At 40.5% G+C, this 19497-nt stretch carries 16 protein-coding genes; 9 read left to right on the top strand and 7 right to left on the bottom strand.

Translation table 11 applies throughout. From position 1 onward, the window contains the following. The first annotated feature begins 1 nt into the window (after position 1). Genes D0T20_RS00320 through pknB form a run of 5 tightly spaced genes read left to right on the top strand, consistent with a single transcriptional unit; the run spans position 2 to position 7679 of the window. Positions 2-1765 carry a PP2C family protein-serine/threonine phosphatase gene (locus D0T20_RS00320; protein WP_116438083.1) on the top strand — a complete coding sequence of 588 codons (1764 nt, stop codon included), beginning with the start codon at positions 2-4 and terminating at the stop codon, positions 1763-1765. Continuing rightward, positions 1762-3201 (top strand): FtsW/RodA/SpoVE family cell cycle protein, encoded by a 1440-nt coding sequence (locus tag D0T20_RS00315; protein WP_116438082.1) that lies wholly within the window; start codon positions 1762-1764, stop codon positions 3199-3201. The genes D0T20_RS00320 and D0T20_RS00315 overlap by 4 nt, the downstream gene beginning before the upstream one ends. Continuing rightward, complete coding sequence (locus tag D0T20_RS00310; protein ID WP_162862642.1) at positions 3194-4660, top strand: peptidoglycan D,D-transpeptidase FtsI family protein; 1467 nt, start codon at positions 3194-3196, stop codon at positions 4658-4660. The genes D0T20_RS00315 and D0T20_RS00310 overlap by 8 nt, the downstream gene beginning before the upstream one ends. Then, positions 4657-5622: a serine/threonine-protein kinase gene (locus D0T20_RS00305; RefSeq protein WP_004131203.1), complete on the top strand. Its 966-nt coding sequence runs from the start codon at positions 4657-4659 to the stop codon at positions 5620-5622. Before D0T20_RS00310 ends, D0T20_RS00305 begins: the two co-directional genes overlap by 4 nt. Further along, positions 5619-7679, top strand: a complete 2061-nt coding sequence (gene pknB, locus D0T20_RS00300; RefSeq protein ID WP_116438080.1) for a Stk1 family PASTA domain-containing Ser/Thr kinase — start codon at positions 5619-5621, stop codon at positions 7677-7679. The genes D0T20_RS00305 and pknB overlap by 4 nt, the downstream gene beginning before the upstream one ends. Before the next feature lie 219 nt (positions 7680-7898). On the opposite strand, the gene D0T20_RS00295 is transcribed toward pknB, so the two are convergent. Both D0T20_RS00295 and D0T20_RS00290 read right to left on the bottom strand, forming a co-directional pair. Beyond that, on the bottom strand, positions 7899-9014 hold the full coding sequence (locus tag D0T20_RS00295; protein WP_016793990.1) for a class E sortase: 1116 nt from the start codon (positions 9012-9014) through the stop codon (positions 7899-7901). 9 nt (positions 9015-9023) lie between these two features. Continuing rightward, positions 9024-9815: a DUF881 domain-containing protein gene (locus D0T20_RS00290; RefSeq protein WP_060785883.1), complete on the bottom strand. Its 792-nt coding sequence runs from the start codon at positions 9813-9815 to the stop codon at positions 9024-9026. Positions 9816-9891: 76 nt separating this feature from the next. Between D0T20_RS00290 and crgA the strand changes: the two genes are divergently transcribed. Further along, positions 9892-10293, top strand: coding sequence for a cell division protein CrgA (gene crgA / locus D0T20_RS00285; RefSeq protein ID WP_020757063.1), 402 nt, complete (start codon positions 9892-9894; stop codon positions 10291-10293). A 90-nt stretch (positions 10294-10383) separates the two neighbouring features. Here crgA and D0T20_RS00280 read toward each other — a convergent pair whose 3' ends face one another. Beyond that, the gene (locus tag D0T20_RS00280; RefSeq protein WP_116438079.1) at positions 10384-11715 is read right to left on the bottom strand and encodes a THUMP-like domain-containing protein; all 1332 of its coding nucleotides are present in this window, start codon (positions 11713-11715) and stop codon (positions 10384-10386) included. 214 nt (positions 11716-11929) lie between these two features. Continuing rightward, positions 11930-12631 carry a rhomboid family intramembrane serine protease gene (locus D0T20_RS00275; protein ID WP_116438078.1) on the bottom strand — a complete coding sequence of 234 codons (702 nt, stop codon included), beginning with the start codon at positions 12629-12631 and terminating at the stop codon, positions 11930-11932. A 218-nt stretch (positions 12632-12849) separates the two neighbouring features. On the opposite strand from D0T20_RS00275, the gene D0T20_RS00270 reads away from it, so the two are divergent. After that, complete coding sequence (locus D0T20_RS00270; protein WP_162862641.1) at positions 12850-13062, top strand: hypothetical protein; 213 nt, start codon at positions 12850-12852, stop codon at positions 13060-13062. 104 nt (positions 13063-13166) lie between these two features. Here D0T20_RS00270 and D0T20_RS00265 read toward each other — a convergent pair whose 3' ends face one another. Then, positions 13167-14258: a coiled-coil domain-containing protein gene (locus D0T20_RS00265; protein WP_116438076.1), complete on the bottom strand. Its 1092-nt coding sequence runs from the start codon at positions 14256-14258 to the stop codon at positions 13167-13169. Positions 14259-14453: 195 nt separating this feature from the next. Continuing rightward, entirely contained in the window at positions 14454-16937 is a 2484-nt protein-coding gene (locus tag D0T20_RS00260) for a glycogen/starch/alpha-glucan phosphorylase (RefSeq protein ID WP_116438075.1), read from the bottom strand. Positions 16938-17180: 243 nt separating this feature from the next. Here D0T20_RS00260 and D0T20_RS00255 point away from each other — a divergent pair, with 243 nt between their 5' ends. Next, complete coding sequence (locus tag D0T20_RS00255; protein WP_020757043.1) at positions 17181-17645, top strand: sterol carrier family protein; 465 nt, start codon at positions 17181-17183, stop codon at positions 17643-17645. 89 nt (positions 17646-17734) lie between these two features. Here D0T20_RS00255 and D0T20_RS00250 read toward each other — a convergent pair whose 3' ends face one another. Further along, positions 17735-18163 (bottom strand): DUF3073 domain-containing protein, encoded by a 429-nt coding sequence (locus D0T20_RS00250; protein WP_116438074.1) that lies wholly within the window; start codon positions 18161-18163, stop codon positions 17735-17737. A 155-nt stretch (positions 18164-18318) separates the two neighbouring features. Here D0T20_RS00250 and trpS point away from each other — a divergent pair, with 155 nt between their 5' ends. Further along, positions 18319-19410: a tryptophan--tRNA ligase gene (gene trpS / locus D0T20_RS00245; protein ID WP_116438073.1), complete on the top strand. Its 1092-nt coding sequence runs from the start codon at positions 18319-18321 to the stop codon at positions 19408-19410. The last annotated feature ends 87 nt before the right edge of the window (positions 19411-19497 follow it).

Raw genomic sequence — 19497 nt, 5'->3', positions numbered from 1 at the left:
AATGGCGCAATTCGATTCAAACATTGAAGATAAAACAAGTAGTCAAAAGCAGCAAGATCAAGTTGATTCTGTAAGTAATGACGTTTCAAGTAGTGACGTTGCAAGTGTTGCAAACGTTGTAAGTAGTGACGCTGTAAATAATAATCCAGTAAATAATGCTGCAAAAAGTGAAGAACAAAACTTAAATAAGGCATACTTTATAGATAAAGCGTTGTTTATGTATTCAACAGCTGTTAGCGACGTTGGTACTGTTAGAAGTAATAATCAAGATTCTGCGTTTGCTGGAGAAAGATTGGCCTCTATTTGCGACGGTATGGGCGGTCATGCTGGAGGAGATACGGCTTCTACAATCGCAATTAGGTCTTTAGCGCACATTGAGCAAGATTCAAGGCCAAACGATGTAAAAGCTGTTTCTTCAATGATGGAAACTTCGATTATGGCTGCTCACGACGCCATTGTTGGTAAAGCCAAAAGAGAACGCAGACTTGCTGGCATGGGAACAACAGTAACAGCCGTATCTCTTGTAAATGGTTACTGGGTTCTTGCACATTTGGGTGATTCTAGAGCGTACTTGTTGCGAGATAATCATCTTACAAGAATGACTTGCGACCATAGCTACGTTCAACATTTAATAGACACGGGTCACATTACTCCAGAAGAAGCAAGAAATCATCCGCAGCGAAATGTTGTTATGCGCGTTTTAGGTGATTTTGATATTGACCCAAGGCCAGATATTGCTATTAGGCAGGCGCACCCTTCCGATCGCTGGCTTTTGTGCTCGGATGGTGTGTGTGGAGTGTTAGAAGATTCCACAATTCAAGAAGTTATGAGCACTGTATCTAATCAAGAAGAGTGTGCTCAAAAACTTGTTTCTATGGCGCTTAAAGCTGGAAGTACTGATAATGCAACTGCTGTTATAGCAGATGCAACCTTGGCACTAGACGCAGATGCTTTTGATTTGCCTCATCAAACGCCATTAATCGGCGGTGCTGCAAGCAAAGATTTAGAGTCTATAGCAGATATTGTTAATAAGGCTGTTTCTTCTACGCCACCATTGCGTGAGGGTAAGGATTCTCCTGCTCAAAGAGCTGCTGCTCTTATACAAACAGATTCAAAATCGGAAGAAAAAGATAAGAAAATTGTAGAAACCACTCGTCTTGTGCAGCCTTCGCATTTAAGAAACGAAGAGGAATTAAGATCTACAGACACAAACGAGATTCCTATTGTAAAAAAGAAGAACGGTAGAATATCAACAGATCCTAGGGATCCAGATGTTCAGCGCGCTGTTAAAAGAGAACAAGCAGAAGCACACAAAGCAAATAGAATTAGAAGAAGATGGATGAGAATAGGTGTTGCTTTTGCAACGCTTGTTGTGTGTGCGATTGTTGCTTGTGGAGCTTATCTTGTTTATTCTTGGACTCAAAAGCAATACTACATTGGCAAGGGAAACGGCAAAGTAGTTATTTACCAAGGTGTTCCTACTAACATATTTGGATTAGAGCTTTCGCACCAGATTGAAGAAACAAATATTAAAGTCAAGAATCTGGATAAGTCTTGGCAAGATCAGCTTGATGAAGGTATTAGTTTTAGCAGTCTTAAAGAAGCAAGAGGTCATGCAAGGCTAATTGGAAGAGAAATGCGCGCTCGAGAAAGCGAGAAGCGTGGTAATAAGCCAAAAAGTATTATTTCTAATTCAGATAATAAAGACGGAAATAATAGTGGAGTTGTAGATTCAAGCAATGATTCAGGAGGTAAAACCTCGTGAACATGTTTAGTATGCGCATTAAGCAAATATCTTTGCTTCTGTTTTCTGTAATTATATCTGCAGTGGCATTTTTGCAAATGTTTCTAAGGATTAATGGATTCCTTCCAGCAAACTATGTTGGTATGCTTGTTCTAACAACAGCGTTATACCTTGTTTTGTGGGGCGTCTTGATTGTAAAAAAGCCTTATTCTAGCCAGGTAATACTCCCTTGTATTCTTCTTCTTACAGCTATTGGAACTGTTATGATTGCAAGAATAGATAAACAGCACAACACTAATGTTGCTATGAAACAGCTTATTTGGGTTTGTGTTGCTCTTGTATTATCCATAATTTTTGTGATGGTTCTAGAAGATTATAGGATTCTTAGAAGATTCTCGTACGTTAGCATGGTGATTGGTCTTGTTCTTCTTTTATCTCCAATGCTTCCAATAATCGGTAAGGAAATTGGCGGAGCGAGAATTTGGATTGGTTTTGGAAACCACACTATTCAGCCAGGAGAATTCGCAAAACTATTCTTAGCTTTCTTCTTTGCAGCATACTTGTTTGATCATAGAGACAGACTTGCAGTTGGTGGAACAAAGATTTTTGGAATTCATCTTCCACGATTCAAAGATATGGGTCCTATAGCGCTTGTTTGGGCTGCTTCAATGTGTGTGCTTGTTGTGCAACACGATTTAGGAACATCATTAATGTTCTTTGCAATGTTTGTTTCTATGCTTTACGTTGCAACTGGAAGAAAAGGCTGGCTTGCAATAGGCTTTATAGCATTTATAATTGGATGTTTAGTTGCTGTTAAACTTTTTGCACATGTTCAATACAGAGTTGACGCTTGGCTTAACCCATACGACCCCGTTATTTACAACAGATTCCCAGGCGGGTCTGCTCAAATTGTTACTGGATTATTTGGCCTTGCTGCAGGAGGCATAACTGGAACAGGATTAGGCCAAGGTCATCCTTCTTTAACGCCACTTGCTAATTCTGATTTTATTTACGCTTCGGTTGGGGAAGAATTAGGATTAACTGGTTTGTTTATAGTCTTAATTCTTTACATGATTATTATTGCGTCGGGCATGATTACTGCTATGAAGATTAAAGACGGTTTTGGAAAGCTTCTTGCATCTGGTCTTGTTTTTACAATGGCGTTCCAAGTATTTACTGTTGTTGGCGGAATCACGCTTGTTATTCCACTTACTGGCTTAACAATGCCTTATATGGCAGCTGGTGGTTCTTCTCTAGTTGCTAACTATTTGCTTGCATCTATTTTGATTGTTATATCTAATGCAGCTAATAAGCCAGAGGCTGCTATATCGTCTGATACTTTCCAATACGAAGCTTTAGCTGCTCTTAGGGAAAGAGAGCTTAAGCAAAGAGAAAATAAGTCCTCTAATCTTAACTCCTCTAATCTTAAAGAAGATGGGGGTGAATCTTATGAATAAATGTTTGAAGCAGCTTTTTAGTGCAGTAATTGTGTTGTTTGTTGTTTTATGTATTTCTAGCACGTATATAACATCTATAAAAGCAAACGAATTAAATTCTGATCCTAGAAATAGGCGCGCGTTATATCACGAATTTGGCGCTCCAAGAGGAGCAATTCTTGCATCCGATGGAACTGTTTTAGCAAAGTCAGATCCATCTAAAGATGCATTCGTGTATCAAAGGTCATATTTTAACGGCCCTGTTTATGCTCCAATAACGGGTTATTATTCAATAAGTCAAAGAGCAGATAGAGGAATAGAGGCTTCTAGAAATCAGCTTTTAAGTGGAGAATCCGACGCGTTATTCCTTCAAAAGTTTAAGTCGCTATTTACAGGAGCAGAAAACAGAGGTGCTTCTATAGAAACATCTATTAACACTAAGCTTCAGACTCTTGCATACAATCTACTAAAAGACAAGAATGGCGCTTTAGTTGCAATAGAGCCAAAAACTGGAAGAATACTAGCAATGGTTAGTACGCCTAGCTACGATCCTTCTTCTCTTGCATCTCACAATGTTGCTTCAGCAAACAGAGCATATAAGGATCTTATATCTAACATATATAATCCAATGCTAAATCATTCAATATCTGAACTTTATGCTCCTGGTTCTACTTTCAAAACGGTTGTTGCGGCAACTGCGCTAGAAACTGGAAAATATGATTTAAATACTTCGATTCCAGCTGGATCTTCGTACACTCTTCCAGGAACGCAAACGCATCTTACAAATGTTGTTCCAAGCGCTAGCGGATCGAATGGTCAAATATCTTTTGAAGATGCTTTAGCTTATTCTTCAAATACTGCATTTGCACAACTAGGAGTTTCTTTAGGGTCGGATGCGATTGTTAAGCAGGCTAAAAAGTTTGGATTATTTAGCTCATTTACTTTAGATGGATCTGATTCAACAGGATTCCCAATGAGAGTTGTTGCGTCTTTGCTTAATCAAAAGCCAACGCAAGATAAGCTTGCTCTTCAGTCGATTGGTCAGGGAGATGCTAGGGTTACTCCTCTTCAAAACGCTATGATTGCAGCTGCTATTGCAAATAATGGAACACTTATGAAGCCAACGCTTGTTGATTGCGTAAGGTCTAGTGACTTGTCTGTTATTTCTCAAACAACGCCTACGGTTATGAGTCAGGCTTTAAGCGCGCAAAGTGCTGCAAAACTCAATGCTATGATGCAAAGTGTAGTTGTAAAAAGTAATCAAAATCTTTCTTTGCCAAATGTTGCTGTTGCAGCAAAATCGGGAACAGCACAAATTGGGTTTAGAAATCAAGCTATTAATGGGTGGGTTATTGGATTTGCTCCTGCACAAGATCCTAAAATAGCTGTAGCAGTTGTTATTCACAACGCTAGTACGTATGGAACGCTTACAGCAGGGCCAATTATGAGACAGGTGATGAAGGAGGCGCTTAAGCAATGAAACTTGTTGAAGGACAGTTAGTTCATCATCGATACAGACTAGATAGAAGACTTGCACAAGGAGGCATGGGAGAAGTCTGGAAGGGCTTTGATATACAGCTCGGCAGGATTGTTGCCGTTAAAGCGCTTAGAACCGATACAAGCAATGTTGAAGCTAAATTGCGTAGACTTAGAGCAGAAGCGCATAATTCAGCAAATCTTGCTCACCCAAATATTGCAGCGTTGTTTGACTACTACGAGCATGATGGCATTGGCTTTTTGATTATGGAGTATGTTCCCAGCAAGTCTTTAGCAGACTTATATCATAAAGAAAAAACTGTTGAGCCAACGCGATTGCTGCCTATACTTATTCAAACTGCAAGAGGTCTTTTTGTTGCGCATTCCCACGGTGTTATTCATAGAGACGTTAAGCCAGCAAATATTATGGTTTCCGAAACGGGAAGCGTAAAGATAACAGATTTTGGCGTTTCGTACTCTAGCGACCAAGAGCAGATTACTCAAGATGGAATGGTTGTTGGAACAGCTCAATATATTTCCCCAGAGCAAGCTCAAGGAGAGCAAGCAACTGCCCAGTCCGATATTTATTCTCTTGGAGTTGTTGCATACGAAGGACTTTGTGGACATAGGCCATTTACTGGAACTACGCCTGTAGATATTGCAGCCGCACACGTTAATGACCCTGTTCCACCTCTTCCAGATAGTGTTGACCTTCAATTAAGACAGTTTGTAATGTCAATGCTTTCTAAGAATCCAAAAGATAGACCTAAAGATGCTCTTGTTGTTTCAAAAGTGCTTGCAAAAATTGAACGAAGACTTTTGGATCAGCAAACAGCGTTTAACAATAAAAACACAATAGATTCTTCCAATGCTCAGCGCATTAAACGCAGCGTTAGAAGTGTTCCAAAAACACAAGTTAATATTATTAACATTTTGAATAATAACGACCGCAAGGAGCAGCAATGAGTAACACAATGCCTACCTCATTAGCGAATGGACGGTACCAATTAGGTGAATTGATTGGCCGCGGTGGAATGGCCGAAGTGCGAGTCGCAGAAGATAAGCGCTTGGGTCGTACCGTTGCTGTTAAAATCATGCGTTCTGATTTGGCAAATGACGAAATCTTTTTGTCTCGTTTCCGCCGAGAAGCACATTCTATTGCGCAAATGAATAATCCAAACATAGTGAATATCTATGATTCTGGAGAAGAGTCTGTTGTAGACGACAATGGCGTAGAAGAGCATTTGCCGTATCTTGTTATGGAATACGTTAAAGGAAAAACGCTTCGCGATATTCTTAAGATGAATGGTGCTTTAAGCCAGCGTGATTCTGAGCAGGTTATGCTTGGAGTTTTGAACGCCCTGGAGTATTCGCATAGAATGGGCGTGATTCACCGAGATATTAAGCCTGGAAACATTATGATTTCCGAGCAGGGCATTGTTAAGGTTATGGATTTTGGAATCGCAAGAGCGTTAGACGATTCTGCAACAACAATGACACAATCGCAAGGTGTTGTTGGAACTGCGCAATATTTGTCTCCAGAGCAGGCCCGTGGAGAACAGGTGGATATGAGATCTGACTTGTATTCTGCAGGATGCGTCTTATACGAGATGCTAACTGGAAGGCCGCCTTTTACTGGCGATTCTGCAGTTGCAATCGCATATCAGCATGTTTCAGAAGTTGCAACTCCTCTAAGTACGCTTGTTCCAGGTCTTCCTTCAATGTGGGATAAGATTTGCGCAAAAGCAATGGCAAAAGATAGGCAGAATAGGTACGCAACGGCTGCTGAATTTAAGAACGACATATTGGCATTTATGAACGGCGGTGTTCCTGTTGCAGCAGCATTTAATCCGCTAACAGATTTAGCTAATATGCGCGCAAGAAAGCAGGCAGAGCAGAATGCGGCAACTCAAGCTATTGGAGCGGCAGACACTGCATCTACTCAAAGTTTTGGCGCGATTACAGGCCAGTTTGATGCGTATCCAAATACGGGCTACAACACAAGAGCCGCTCAGCGCGCTGCAAATCAGGCAAAAAGAAGTAAGCGCATTGTTATTGCTTCTGTTGTGTCTGCGATTGTTTGCGCGATTGTTGTTGGCGGAATTCTATTTATGCTAAATCGCAGTAAGCTAGCTGGAGATATTGTTGTTCCAACATTTAGCGAAACTACAACTCAAGATGCTGCTAAAGAAAAGCTTCGCGCGCTTGGTCTTATTCCAGATATTTTGGAAGACGATAAGTCTACTAAGCCAGAGGGTACTTTTACCAAGCAATCTCCTAAAGGTGGAGAAAAGGTTGCGTCTGGGTCTAGAGTTAGCGTTTGGTTCTCTATTGGTCCTCAATCAACTAAGGTTCCAGATGTTACTGGAAAGTCGCAAGAAGCAGCTAGAAAATCTCTTGAGCGTGCAGGATTTAAGATTTCTAACGTTAGAGTGGAAGATAGTACAGACGTTAAAAAGAATCACGTTACTAGAACTGACCCAGTTGCAGATTCGTTTGCCGATAAAGGTTCAATGGTAACTTTGTACATTTCTTCTGGCTTAACTAAGGTTCCAGATGGAATGGTTGGACAGTCCAAAGATATTGTTGCTGGAGAATTACAAAATCTTGGATTTACTGTTAATACCGTAGAAGAAGAATCCGACACTGTTGCAGAAGGAATGGTTACTAAAATGAATCCGTCTTCTGGAGCTGCTGTAAAACCTCATAGCGCTATAACTGTGTATGTTTCTAAAGGAAAGCCTAAGGTGGAAGTTCCTCATGTTGCTCTTGGAACATCAACGTTAAAGCAAGCTAAGCAAATACTAGAAGCAAAGGGCTTTAAGGTTGTTGCTGATGGCTCCGCTACAGATGACGATATTGTTGATAGTATGTCGGAAAAAGAAGGGTCTAAGATAGATAAAGGCTCTACAATAACGCTTACTGTAAAAACTCCTCAGCCTTCTGTAGACACCACTACAAAGCCTGGGAGAACTTCAACATCTGACTCATCTTCTACAACAACAAGCGATAGTGATAAATAACAAGAAGCCACCTAGCTTGCCGTTGCTTTAACGGTGCTAGGTGGCGTTTTGTATTTAACTTGTAAGCTACTAAGATTAATTAATAGTTTGTGTTTTAATAAGCTGTTTTAATAAGCTAGCAAACCAATGATTTATGAGCTGCTTGTAATCTAATAAGCTAGAAAACTAATTAGATAAGTAAACTGTAAACTAATAGATTCCTAGCTTATTAGTAGCGATTTAATAAATCGTTGTTGTGTATGCAGACATTTCTCTTAAGAATGGAATTGTTGCCGAAGCAAACGGATATATCCATTGCATAAGAATTGCAATTGCTGTTACGTAGATTAGTGCACAAAGAACTAATCTTATTGGCAAAATACCAGGCTGCAAGCGCATAAGTCCGCCAAAAATGCTGAATTCTGGCTTTGGCTTTAATCCAGCTCGAATTTGACGTCTTAGAGGCCACTGCCAAGCTATAGCTGCTGCAGCGAAGATAATAATGTACGCAACTATAGCAATAAGCATAATTGGCACAAGTGAATCTAGCTTAGAAACCAAAGACTGCTGTTCGTTGTTTACAAACTTAACTTGACCGTTTGCATCTACCGTAGAAAGCTCTTTAGGAATACCGTCGGAAACCTTAGCCCAATAATCAAACTCGCCAAAGCTAATAAAGCGGAACTTAGGAGTTGAATATTTTGGCTCACAAGTAACAAGCGTAATCATGCGCTTTTTAGGATTCTTGCTGTGATTTATTGGGTCTTGATCAAGAACTTCACTTTGATCTGGTCTAACAATCTTGTGAGTAACGTACTTATAAACGAACCAATAATCTTTTGTGCGAATAATAATAGGATCGCCCTTTTGGAATCGGTCAACGTCTGCTAAAGGCTGACCGTAACCATTTCGGTGACCACTAATAGCCAAGTTTCCAATTTCTCCTGGCATTTCTGTTTTAGGGAAGTGTGCAAGTCCTCGCCTATTTAATATTTCTAGGCTAACGCCTTCAACAATATTGCGCTCCCATTGATCGCCAAACCTAGGAATGTATGCTCGAGCAACAAGTTCTCCATACTTTACTTTTTGCAATTTAGGAGGATCGTCTACTTGAGGAAGAGCAATCTTGGTTTTTTTACCAGCAGCAGGATTCTTCCACGAAACAGCCTCTCTGGTTTCAAACTGTACATGCTCGGATTGAGCGCCCGTCCACCACATTTGCCAGACAATGTACAATGCGCAAACAACTGCAAAAGCTATAAGAAGTTCTCCAACAACGCCAGCTATTGTCCAAAGTGCGCTAGCCTTTGTTGCTTTGGCTTCGCTACGTTCGTGCTTGTAGTTAGAACGCTTCATTTTACTCCTTTATTGTTTGGTGGAATGGTGTTGGGGAATATTGTCAATAATATCTGCATCTTTTGGAACCGATGCAAACCTTAGAGGCTGCAATAATGCAGACGACTCTAAGAACTTTAGGTTCCCCCTTTTTTCCACTTTCCATCCCAGCCCAAAAGTACTGACATAGTCTTTATATGTTTGAATTGCTGGAGAATTATCCAACGATTCTATCATGTCTTCTATTGAGCCAATAGCAGATATTCTATACGGTGGCGAGTACTGATGGCCTTGCAACATAAGCACATTTCCAATACAAACAACAGCTGAATTAAACAAGATTCTTTGACCCTGAATTGTTATAGCCTCCGCTCCGCCTTTCCATAGGGCATTTACAACGGCTTCTATATCTTGTTGGTGAATTACATAGTCGTTTATGTTTGCGGAGCTTCCAGACCCGTTTACGGCCGTTTTCCAAAGTGGCGAATCGTTTAGCGTTACAGTAATTCCTGGTCCTTGTATTGCTGGAAGTATTGTGCTTGCGCCAGTATCGTCTGAAGAATCAGACCCGCTTGCGCTGCTTGTTAACGTTTTGTTTAGAAGATTAACTTTAGAATCTAACTCTTTAACCTCTTCTCTCAAAGATTTTGCTCTTTGAGAATTTCTTTCCACCATTTGCCCCGTATCGGAAGTTACGAATGCAGTACGATTTATGCGCAAATTAGTAACGAATAAGTAACCAGTAAAACAAATTGCTAGGGCAACGGCAACGCTTCCTAACAGCGATTTTCTAGCGCCGTGTTTACCTGTTTGTTTTGCCATATTACCCATTCTTCTTCTTGCGTTCGAGTGTAACTATTATTATAGCGTGTAGCCGATTGATTGGAGTGTTACTGTTATGGCTGACGAAGAATTGAATAAATTGAATACCACTTCATCTGCCGATGTGGATGAATCTCAAAACTCTTCTAAAGAAGACTTGTATGGTGTTCCTATGGAACAGGTTGAAGCTGTTTTGAATGCAACTGCCGATAAATCGTCGTTGTCTCCGCAAATACAGCGCATGATGAAGCGTCAAGAAGAAAATACTCGCAGAGTTGAAGAGTCCATTAAGGGCACTAAAGCTAATGCTGGATGGTTTGTTCCACTATTTTGCACGCTTATGATTGTTGGCTTGTTCTGGGCTGTTATTTATTACTTGAATCCTGCTTTGCCAATTCCAGGAATTGGAGCGTTTAATCTTTTGATTGCAGCATGCTTGGTTATGGCTGGGTTCTTAATGACAATGTGCTGGAGATAGCTTGATAGCTTGATTTTCTGGCTGCATGTAATAAGCATGCAGCCATTTTTTGTATGCGTGTTTTGTGTTTTTGCGCATTTTGTGTGTTTATTACTCCGCTTTACTTGCACAAATAAGAACATGATTATTTTTAGAATCGGTAGTTGCAATAATCCTAGTGTTTCCACCGTCTTTTAACTTAAGTCGTTTCTTTAAGTCGTTTACACTCAGCGGAAAATTGTATGTTGCAATATTTGCGTAAGTTATTTTAGAAAGAGCTTTGCTTATTTCTTTTTTGTTTAAGCTACAAATATTATTTATTTTCCAAATGTTTCCAGGAAAATCTGATTTATATTCGCAAGATATAAAAACGTGGCTGTTGCTTGCGATTTGAACTACGTTGTATTTAGTGCTTAAAATCTTAAAAAATCCCGACTTCATAATTGAAGAATTTGGCTCATAAACATATTTAGCGCAGTTTTTCCAATCGCTTATTGAATCATTTGAATCATTTGAATCATTTGAGTTTTGCTCGTTTTTTATGTGTGATTCCTGCGATTTTTGCGTATCTTGCGCTTCTTCTACTTTATTTAAGTCTGGATTATATTTTGCGTTAAAAACGGTTATTGAATCGTTGTTTGCGCAATAAACTTCAATATTTGAATGCATGTTTGAGTCCAACACTAAAAGCAGCTCTTTGCACTCGTTATTGTGCGAAACAATGTGTACTTGACTAACGTTTCCACAAAAATCGCAAACAGATTTTCTCCAATCAAGCATTGGAGATAGTTTAATAATCACAAATTTCGCTACTTGCAGCATGCGTTGTTTTAGTTCTAAAACATTAGGCGTGCAATCTTTAATCGCGTATGTTCTAGCTCCACTTTTATCTCGTCTTGCTGGATCAATGTAAATAATCGTTGCGTAGTCTACTTTTTCTAGCACTTCTACGCTTGTTGAGTTTACGCATTGAACATTGTTTAAGCGCATAGCAGTCATATTGTGCTGGCTTATGGCAGATAGTTCTTCTTGAGTTTCTACGCAAATTGCTTTGCAAAACTCTTGGCTCATAATTGCGCAATCTACTCCAAATCCGCCAGTTAAGTCGATTAGGGTTGTTTTGCACTTATCAATATTGTTGTTTTTTATAAGACGATTTGCGATGCGTGCTTTATATTGCGCGGTTGCTTGCGACGAGCACTGTTCGATAGAAATATGTGATGGGTATATAACTTGATTGTTTTTGTACCACATTGGCAACTTTGTTTTTGCAATTTGCATTCCGCTTATTTGATTAACAGCAAAAGCAACATTCACGTTTGGGTTATTAGATGCTTTTAGCGCAGCTTCTTTTGGGTTTGTGTTTTGATTTTGAAGAATAAAATCAATAGTTTGCTGATTTTGATCTTGTAGTTGTTTTGTGTGAGTGTTGTTAGATTGCATAATTCTATTTTTGATTAAGGTTTAGAGAAAGTCACAATTTTTCAAAAATGTGGATAACTTTTATACACTTGTTAACATGGCTGAAAATGCAGAGTTATCAACGATTGTGTATAACAATGTGGATAACTTATTTAGATATACCCATGTTATACCCAGGTTATGCACATTTATGTCCACAATTGTGGAGAACTACACGCGTGTAATTTAACGAGATTTATTGCAAACAGAATGCGCTTATTGCCAGAAGAACAATAAGTGTTAGTAAAGAGTAAACAGCAAATCGCTCATTAAAAGATGCTTTTTTAAGAAGAGGATTATTAGTGCCAAGTAAAGCAGACAGAACTATTCCAGTAACAATCCCACCAATATGAGCTTGCCAAGCAATATTTGGAACCAAAAGAGGCATTGCAAGCGTTAGGCCAATCCAAATTAAAGTGCCATTAACGCTTTCGCCAAGTCGCCATTGCGCAACCAAAAGAGCGCCAATAAGCCCCATAATCGCCCCCGAAGCCCCATAAGCTGCAATCACCCAGTCTTGTGTAAGCTTTGAGTAAAGTAGAGTTGCAACGCATCCACCAAGCCCACTAATGGCGTATAAGAAAAAGAACTTCCATTTACCAAAGAATCTCTCAAGCTCTACGCCAAGCGAATACAAGCAAATCATGTTAAAAAGAATGTGCGTAAGTTCTGGCGCGTGAACAAACATAGACGTAAACCAAGTCCAGCTTGCTTTTGTAATCAAAAATGGCGCAAAAGCAGTATTTTCAACAAATAGTTGATATGCGCTTGGCAAAAAAGTGTGAAGAATCATCTCAATAATCCACACAAACACGCAAATGTAGATAATTGAATACGTTGCTGTTTTGCAATTAGCTTTAAAGCGCTTAACAATAGTGTTTATGTCAAAATTGTTCATAAAATAACATTATCTAATTGCATACACAAATTTGCATACATAAGTAGTAACCATAATGGTCATTAAAAATGTTTTGTAAGATTTATGCTGTTTTGTACATAAAAATATAATAAAAAGATGCAAGTGTTAAAAAAAATCACTATTATAGTGAATACACGAGTAAACTCGATACAAACGTTGACTTGGACGAGCAGGTCAGCTTAACGAAAGGAGCCATCATGGAGAACAGGTCCTCTGGCGGTTGGAAGTTCTTTGCACTGCTCTTTGGAGCACTGCTCGCAGGTATTGCAGCATTGTATGTTTACAAGCAGCATAATCCTGATTACGATCCATGGGAGCAGCCATGGGAGAACAGCTCTTCGCCAATTAACATAGGCGCAGAAAAAGAAGATAAAGAAGAATCTGAAGCAGCTAAGCCAGTAGAAGCTTAATAGCTTAACTGTTTATAAACATAAGTGGCGGTAGATTTCTTTGAGAACCTGCCGCCACTCGTGTTTTATTTTGTGTTTTATTTTGTGTTTTATCTAAATATTTTTTAGAACCAAGAAGAACGAGGACGAGTGTTCTGTTCGATTCCTCTTGTATTGTCTGCAATCTCCCTGGTGTTGTTAGCAATTGCGCTTGTATTGTCTGCAATAATAAAGCTATTAACGCATGTCATAGTTTGAAGAATGTTAGAAATCTTCTGTAGCTTAATCATCTCTTCTTGATTCTCAAGCATTGTATTCTGATTATCGACCATAGCATTTAGCTTTTGTCTCATATCCATTTGATTATTAAGAACTTGGTTATGATATTGATCTCGCTTGTATGCAGTAATCATCTCTTTGATTGTATCTGCCTCGTGATTCTTAACTAGAGAAATAAAATATTCAACAGAATCTAAAACATAGTAATCATTTGGATACCAAGAAGAAGTTTCTGCAAGCATACGCTCTTTAATGTCATTCATTTCTTTGTATAGTGCATTACGACGCTCGTCAACCATGTTATTGTGTTGAACAATCTGATCATTCTTCTCTTTAATTTGTGCATTTAATTCAGAAACACGTTTTTCTTCTTTATTGTTATCGCGATTAATTTTTTTATTATATTTTTTAACAATAATCGCAGCCACAATAGCCGCAACAACGAATGCAATAACATTAATAGCAGCATAAAATACAAACGACTCAACATTGTTGTATTTAACCGAAAAAGTATAAGCATTCCACAATCCACTAAGCCAAGCTAATATAAGCAGAACCAGTAAGACTCTTCCTGTAGTTAACATTGCTTTGCTGTTCTTTGCTTTTCCAACGGCAAACACGGCTGTTATAACTACGCAAAAAATAAGTCCGTTAATATTTCCACTTAGTGCAGTAATAACTCCGAATACGATGCTAAAGGCTATACCAGCCATAAAAAGACCATAATCAGATTTTTCTTTAGTGCTGTCTGTTTTGATAAGGTTTTTAAGAATAAGTTGCTGTTCAGATAGTAATTGTCGTTTTTCTTTTTCTGCTTGCATAAACAGACTAAGTTTTTCATTAAACTTTTGTATATAATCCCTTACAGAATATAATCCGTTTAATAATTCGGCACCTTCTGGGAGCAAACTATGCTGCATATTTTCTTCTACAGACATATTTTTTCCTTAATCTTAGATTAATTAAAATGTATATTTACCGCGTTATATTGTATGACTTTAAGATTACAAGTAACACATTTTATAAAAGATTGAAGAACGCATAAAACGCATAAAACATATAAAAAGAGCAGCGGAAAATGTTTCCACTGCTCTTTTCTTTATCTAATAGCTACTACAATTAGCGCCTTTTGCTTATTCAGCAGTTGGAAGAGCGCCAGTGTGCCAAATGCGATCGAGGTAATCTTCGATAGAGCGATCGGAAGAGAAGTAACCAGAGTTGGCTACGTTCAACACAGCCATGCGTGCCCACTTCATAGGATCGCGGTAAGTTTCCTCAATTTGAGCTTGAATATCCATGTAAGAGCTAAAGTCAGCCATTGCCATGAAGTAATCGTGAGTAAGCCAATCATTAACGAGTGGCTCATACACGCTCTTGTCGCCGTTGGAGAATGTGCCGTCAGCAACCATGTCTACAGCGGTCTTCAAGCGAGGATCAGACTCGTAGTACTTACGGGAGCCGCCGTGATCGTAGCCTTCTGCGTAGAGCTTCTCAACCTCGTCAACAGTCATGCCGAAGAGGAAGAAGTTCTCAGCGCCAACGCGCTCACGAATCTCAACGTTTGCACCGTCGAGAGTACCAACAGTCAAAGCACCGTTCAAAGCGAACTTCATGTTACCAGTGCCAGACGCTTCCTTACCAGCTTGAGAAATCTGCTCATCCAAATCGGTTGCAGGAATCAAGTTCATAGCCAACTCGATGTTGTAGTTCTCTGGGAAGAACACTGCAAGCTTGCCCTTGCATGCTGGATCGTTGTTCACAACGCGAGCAACATTGTTGATGAGCTGAATCGTAAGCTTTGCCATAGCATAGCCTGGAGCGGACTTAGCGCCGAAGAACACGGTGCGTGGAAGCATCTTGTCTACGTCGATTGTGCCATTCTTGATTCCAGCGTATGTGGAGATAACCTGGAGGATCTTCATGGACTGGCGCTTGTACTCGTGCAAACGCTTAACAATGGTGTTAAACATAGTGTCTGGGTTGATTTCAAAGCCATACTTGTGCTTTGCAAAATCAACGAAGGCAAGCTTGTTCTCCTGCTTGACTTTAGCGAACTTCTTCACGAAGGATGGATCGTCAGCCAATGGCTTCAAACCTTCAAGAAGCTCCAAATCACCCTGCCATGCGTCGGTGCCCAAGCCCTCAGTAATAAGAGCAGACATGCGTGGGTTGCTCAAACGCACAAAGCGACGAGGAGTTACGCCGTTAGTAACATTCTTGAACTTATCTGGGTAAACGCTGGAGAAGTCCTTTAATGTAACATCCTTCAACAACTCAGAGTGAAGCTCAGCAACGCCATTAACGTAAGAGCCGCCGTAGGTAGCCAAGTAAGCCATGCGAACTACAGCACCTTCGCCATTTTCGTCGGCGTCGGTAGCAATGCGCATACGCTCAACCTGATCCTCGGAAACGCCCTTGCTGCGAAGCTCGTTGCGGAACTGCTCGCTAATGCCTTGAATAATCTCAAGGTGGCGTGGCAAAAGTTCGCCAATAAGCTTGGCTGGCCAAACTTCCAAAGCTTCTGGAAGAAGCGTGTGGCAAGTGTAGTTGAATGTCTTAGTAGTAATGCCCCAAGCGGTGTTCCAATCGTAGCCGTACTCGTCCATAAGAACGCGCATAAGCTCTGGAATACCAATAACTGGGTGAGTATCGTTCAACTGGAAGTTGATCTTGCTTGGGAAGGTCGTAAGATCTGGCTTATCTTGACCAGGATAGAATACGCGAATAGCGTCGTGAATAGAAGCAGCTACGAAGAAGTATTGCTGCTCAAGACGCAAAGCCTTGCCCTGTGGAGTGGAATCTTCTGGATAAAGAATCTTAGAAATGTTTTCTGCTTCAACCTGTGGCTTAACAGCATCCAAGTACTCAGACTTGTTGAAGGTGAGCAAATCAAATTCGTCGTAAGACTTAGAAGTCCACAAGCGAAGAGTGTTTACGCGACCAGAATTGTAGCCTGGAACCATGTAGTCAACTGGTACTGCGCGAACAGCCCAATCTGGCTTCCACACTCGCTTGCCGTTTTCTTCAACAACCTTGCCGCCAAAGTTAACGCGCTGGTCTCTGCCGTAGTCAACGTGACCCCATGGCTCTTCGTTGCTAAGCCAGTAATCAGGGGTTTCTACCTGCTTGCCCTGCTCGTCGAAGCGCTGCTTAAAAATGCCGTAACGATATTGGATGCCGTAGCCGAATGCTGGAACGCCGATAGAGGCGAGCGAGTCAATAAAGCAGGCTGCGAGACGACCCAAACCGCCGTTACCTAAACCTGGCTCATACTCAGCATTGATAACATCTTTTGGCTCAAAACCAAGCTTTGTAACAGCCTTGTTGAACTGATCGGTAAGGCCAGCGTTAAGCAAAGCGTTTTCAAGCTGCTTGCCCATTAAGAACTCTGCGCTTAAATAGCCAACAGCCTTTGTGTTTCCGTTAATCATGTCATGCTGTGTCTGCATCCAAGAGTCCATCAAGTGGCGACGAACTGCGGTAGCAGCGGCAACATACACATCAGCCGTAGTGGCCTGTTCTGGGGTGACACCCTGGGTATACTTCAGATTTTCTTGAAGTTCTTTGGCAAATGCCGCCGCAGTAGTCTTGGCTTTAGGCGCGACGTGTTTAGTCATATTTGACTCCTTGTGCCGTGAATAATATATTTACCTAAAATGTGCGAATAGCAACCCTTGATTATGCTGGTTGTAGCCGCGCCAAATTGCACTTAACAAGACGGTACGCGGCAATGCACACGTTTTCATTGTTGATGATACCACAACCCCAAACCCTTATTAATAATTATTTACAATATGACTTTTATAAAACAACATTAAAATCGCAAATAATACTTAGACAATTCGTGAGATAATTCAAATATGGCTGTTATACGAGAAGCGGATATAAGTGGCGCTAAAAAATCGTTTGAAACGTGGGCAAATAGTGCAAAATCTTATATAAATTCTATGAAAATAGATTCTACGAACAATAAAAAAGATTTGTGCTGCATAAACACAAGCGAAATAGGCGTTAGTGTAAACGATGAAGCAATGGCTGTTAGATATTCGCTTTACGTTCTAGAGCATATAGCTCCAGGATGCGCTGTAGAGGTAAGAGTGGCACCTTGGGGAGCTGTAAAAATCTTAGAAGGCCCACATTCGGATCCGCACAATTTAACACCGCCAGATGTTATAGAACTTGACCCAGATGTTTGGTTGCGACTTTCTTGCGCAATAACAAAATGGGATTACGAGCAGCAAATTGGGAATATAAGCGCAGTTGGAGAGCGAGACGATTTAAGCAATTTGCTGCCCGAACTTACAAAAGCTCTTTTTAATAATTAATGCTAACTAAGGGTATTTGCCTACATGCTTATCTACATATAGAATTAAGCGTTCTTGTGCAAATTCTTGTGCAAATTCTTGTGCAAAAATTACTTGTTCTTATGCATAAAACTAGGCATAGGCATAGGAATGTGATGATGAACAACGCCAGAATTGCTAGACGACTTGTCTTTAGTAGCGGCCTGAGCGGCAGACTGAGCAGCCCACTCGGCGTAGTCGTCTAAATCGTCATCTCCACTCGAAACGGAATCATGCAAGCTATCAACACTATCATTACCAGCATTAGTGTTGGTGTCTTTAGAATCATCTTCTACAGATAAGCTCTCGGAATCATCTTGATTATCTAGATAATCCTCGGTGTTATTGTAGCTATCAGATTCAAACGGATCGAAGGATCCTTGACCAGGCTCGTGAGTATTAAGCTCTTTAGCAAGCTCGTCGTAATCCGTATCGGTCGTCAGGTATTTGAGCTTACGGGCAATTTTCTGTTGCTTTGCCTTCTGTCGTCCGCGGCCCATCTGACCCCCTCTAGTTTACCGAAACAATCAATTCATCACACAAGAGCGTACCACTTTGCCGCAACAGAGTATATTGTCTGAGTGAACTTTTACCATAAAAGCCATATTTTAGGCGTAAAAATCGCAAGAAAAATTGCGTGTGTAAGGAGTTAGAAATGGCAGAAGAAGCACAGGTTACAGCTGCTGGAAACGAGATAAGCGCAAGCTTTGTGGCAGCTCAAAAACGTTCAGACGCAACGCTTGAGAAGCTAAAAGCAAATTCTAGCTCCTTTACAATGCTTACAGGAGATAGGCCAACAGGAAGACTTCACTTAGGTCATTATTTTGGTTCGATTCGTGAGCGTGTCGCAATGCAAAATCTTGGCGTAAACACAAACGTGATTATTGCAGACTACCAGGTGATTACAGATAGAGACACTGTTGAGCATGTAGAAGATAACGTGCTAAACCTTGTTCTTGACTACATGGCTGCTGGAATTGACCCTAAGAAAACCATGATTTTTACGCACTCCGCTGTGCCTGCAGAAAACCAGCTTATGCTGCCATTCTTGTCTTTAGTTACAGAAGCCGAATTGCATAGAAATCCTACTGTTAAAGCCGAAATGGAAGCTTCTGGTCATGCTTTAACAGGACTTTTGCTTACATACCCAGTGCATCAAGCTTGCGATATTCTGTTTTGCAAAGCAAACGTTGTGCCAATAGGCAAAGATAATTTGCCGCATATTGAGATTACGCGCACGATTGCTCGTAGGTTTAACGAGAGATACGCAAAAAAGAATCCTGTTTTTCCAGAGCCAGCTGCAATTCTTTCGGATACGCCAGAAATCCCAGGATTAGACGGCCGCAAGATGAGCAAGTCTTACGGAAACTCGATTATGCTTGGCGCAACCGCCGAAGAAACAGCAAAGTTGATTAAGAAGAGTCCAACTGATTCTGAGCGCACAATTACTTTTGACCCAGTGGCTCGTCCGCAAGTTTCTGCGCTTTTGACTACTGCTGGTTTGGTTACAGGCAGAGATCCAAAAGATATTGCGCAAGAAATCGGCAACGCGGGCGCAGGAGCACTAAAAGCGTACGTTATTGAATCTGTAAACAACTTCCTTGCCCCACACCGCCAGCGTAGAGCGGAATTGGCCGAAGATATGGATTCAATTCGCGATATTTTGCACGATGGAAATGCGCGAGCTGCTGCGATTGCGCAAGAGACGCTTGATCAAGTGCGAGAAGCAATGAATATGAAGTATTGATTAATTCTTGATTGATAAAGCTTTCTTGATTGCATATTTTGATTGCATGCAAATAGAACGCGCATAAATAAAACGCCCAGTAGTAGC

The sequence above is a fragment of the Gardnerella piotii genome, assembly GCF_003397585.1.
Taxonomy (GTDB): domain Bacteria; phylum Actinomycetota; class Actinomycetes; order Actinomycetales; family Bifidobacteriaceae; genus Bifidobacterium; species Bifidobacterium piotii.
This window is presented reverse-complemented; position numbering and strand designations above follow the sequence as displayed.

What these genes read in the sequence shown, in the direction of transcription:
- pknB (WP_116438080.1), top strand. Translation starts at nt 5,619, where the DNA reads ATGAGTAACACAATGCCTACCTCATTAGCGAATGGACGGTACCAATTA.
- D0T20_RS00310 (WP_162862642.1), top strand. Translation starts at nt 3,194, where the DNA reads ATGAATAAATGTTTGAAGCAGCTTTTTAGTGCAGTAATTGTGTTGTTT.
- D0T20_RS00255 (WP_020757043.1), top strand. Translation starts at nt 17,181, where the DNA reads ATGGCTGTTATACGAGAAGCGGATATAAGTGGCGCTAAAAAATCGTTT.
- D0T20_RS00270 (WP_162862641.1), top strand. Translation starts at nt 12,850, where the DNA reads ATGGAGAACAGGTCCTCTGGCGGTTGGAAGTTCTTTGCACTGCTCTTT.
- D0T20_RS00305 (WP_004131203.1), top strand. Translation starts at nt 4,657, where the DNA reads ATGAAACTTGTTGAAGGACAGTTAGTTCATCATCGATACAGACTAGAT.
- D0T20_RS00250 (WP_116438074.1), bottom strand. Translation starts at nt 18,163, where the DNA reads ATGGGCCGCGGACGACAGAAGGCAAAGCAACAGAAAATTGCCCGTAAG.
- trpS (WP_116438073.1), top strand. Translation starts at nt 18,319, where the DNA reads ATGGCAGAAGAAGCACAGGTTACAGCTGCTGGAAACGAGATAAGCGCA.
- D0T20_RS00290 (WP_060785883.1), bottom strand. Translation starts at nt 9,815, where the DNA reads ATGGCAAAACAAACAGGTAAACACGGCGCTAGAAAATCGCTGTTAGGA.
- D0T20_RS00265 (WP_116438076.1), bottom strand. Translation starts at nt 14,258, where the DNA reads ATGTCTGTAGAAGAAAATATGCAGCATAGTTTGCTCCCAGAAGGTGCC.
- D0T20_RS00260 (WP_116438075.1), bottom strand. Translation starts at nt 16,937, where the DNA reads ATGACTAAACACGTCGCGCCTAAAGCCAAGACTACTGCGGCGGCATTT.
- D0T20_RS00280 (WP_116438079.1), bottom strand. Translation starts at nt 11,715, where the DNA reads ATGCAATCTAACAACACTCACACAAAACAACTACAAGATCAAAATCAG.
- D0T20_RS00295 (WP_016793990.1), bottom strand. Translation starts at nt 9,014, where the DNA reads ATGAAGCGTTCTAACTACAAGCACGAACGTAGCGAAGCCAAAGCAACA.
- crgA (WP_020757063.1), top strand. Translation starts at nt 9,892, where the DNA reads ATGGCTGACGAAGAATTGAATAAATTGAATACCACTTCATCTGCCGAT.
- D0T20_RS00275 (WP_116438078.1), bottom strand. Translation starts at nt 12,631, where the DNA reads ATGAACAATTTTGACATAAACACTATTGTTAAGCGCTTTAAAGCTAAT.
- D0T20_RS00320 (WP_116438083.1), top strand. Translation starts at nt 2, where the DNA reads ATGGCGCAATTCGATTCAAACATTGAAGATAAAACAAGTAGTCAAAAG.